Below are 711 nucleotides of genomic sequence, written 5' to 3'. Positions count from 1 at the left end.
TTCGCTACTTAAAAGGCATGAACAGCTCACAATATGCGCCATTTTTGCAACAGCAATCTCCTGAAGTGGTCAGTTCCGCAGGGACAGAATGGCGTGTCACAGTGCCCGATGATGAATACTTTGTGATGGGTGATAACCGTGATCGTAGTGCTGATGGCAGATTCTGGGGGTTTGTACCTGATGAGAATTTAGCCGGTAAAGCTGTGTATATTTGGATGCACAAACCACCTGGTCTGAATCTTCCAACTTTTGCACGTAATGGTTCAATTGATTAGTCGCTACTCTATTGATTGATTATTGTGCTAATATCAATATTAACCCTAATTAAATTAATATATATACTGTATGTAATTCATCAACCTAGCTGTGTAAGAGCACAGAAAGGTTAGAAAATATTAAGATATAAATCATAGAGTATGAAATACAATTATATTAAATATTAGGAGAATTTATGCTGCAGCAGTTAACAGGGTTGTCGTCGCAACGTGGGGCGAGTGTGACTAGCATAGTTTTATTGCTTATTATTATTGTTATTGCTGGCAAATTGGTGATTGCCATTATGCCAGCTCAAGTTGGTGATTATCAACTGAGTAAAACATTAGGTACTCAGCTAAAAGAGGCGAACAATAATGGCGAGACTGCAAAACAATTCGTTGAGCGTGTTAATCGTCAACTGTCTATCAACGCTGATTACGATACGACCGCTGAAGA

At 38.8% G+C, this 711-nt stretch carries 2 protein-coding genes; both read left to right on the top strand.

The genetic code is table 11. The features are described 5' to 3' along the window. Window positions 1–275 (top strand): signal peptidase I (lepB, locus tag ACS8FD_RS20535; protein ID WP_439277228.1); only part of this gene is annotated, 275 nt, incomplete at its 5' end. 176 nt (window positions 276–451) lie between these two features. Next, window positions 452–711 (top strand): DUF4845 domain-containing protein (locus tag ACS8FD_RS20530; RefSeq protein ID WP_439277227.1); only part of this gene is annotated, 260 nt, incomplete at its 3' end.

This window comes from Psychrobacter sp. 1U2 (assembly GCF_051847575.1).
The sequence above is the reverse complement of the archived record's forward strand: the minus strand, read 5'-3'. Positions and strand labels throughout refer to the sequence as shown.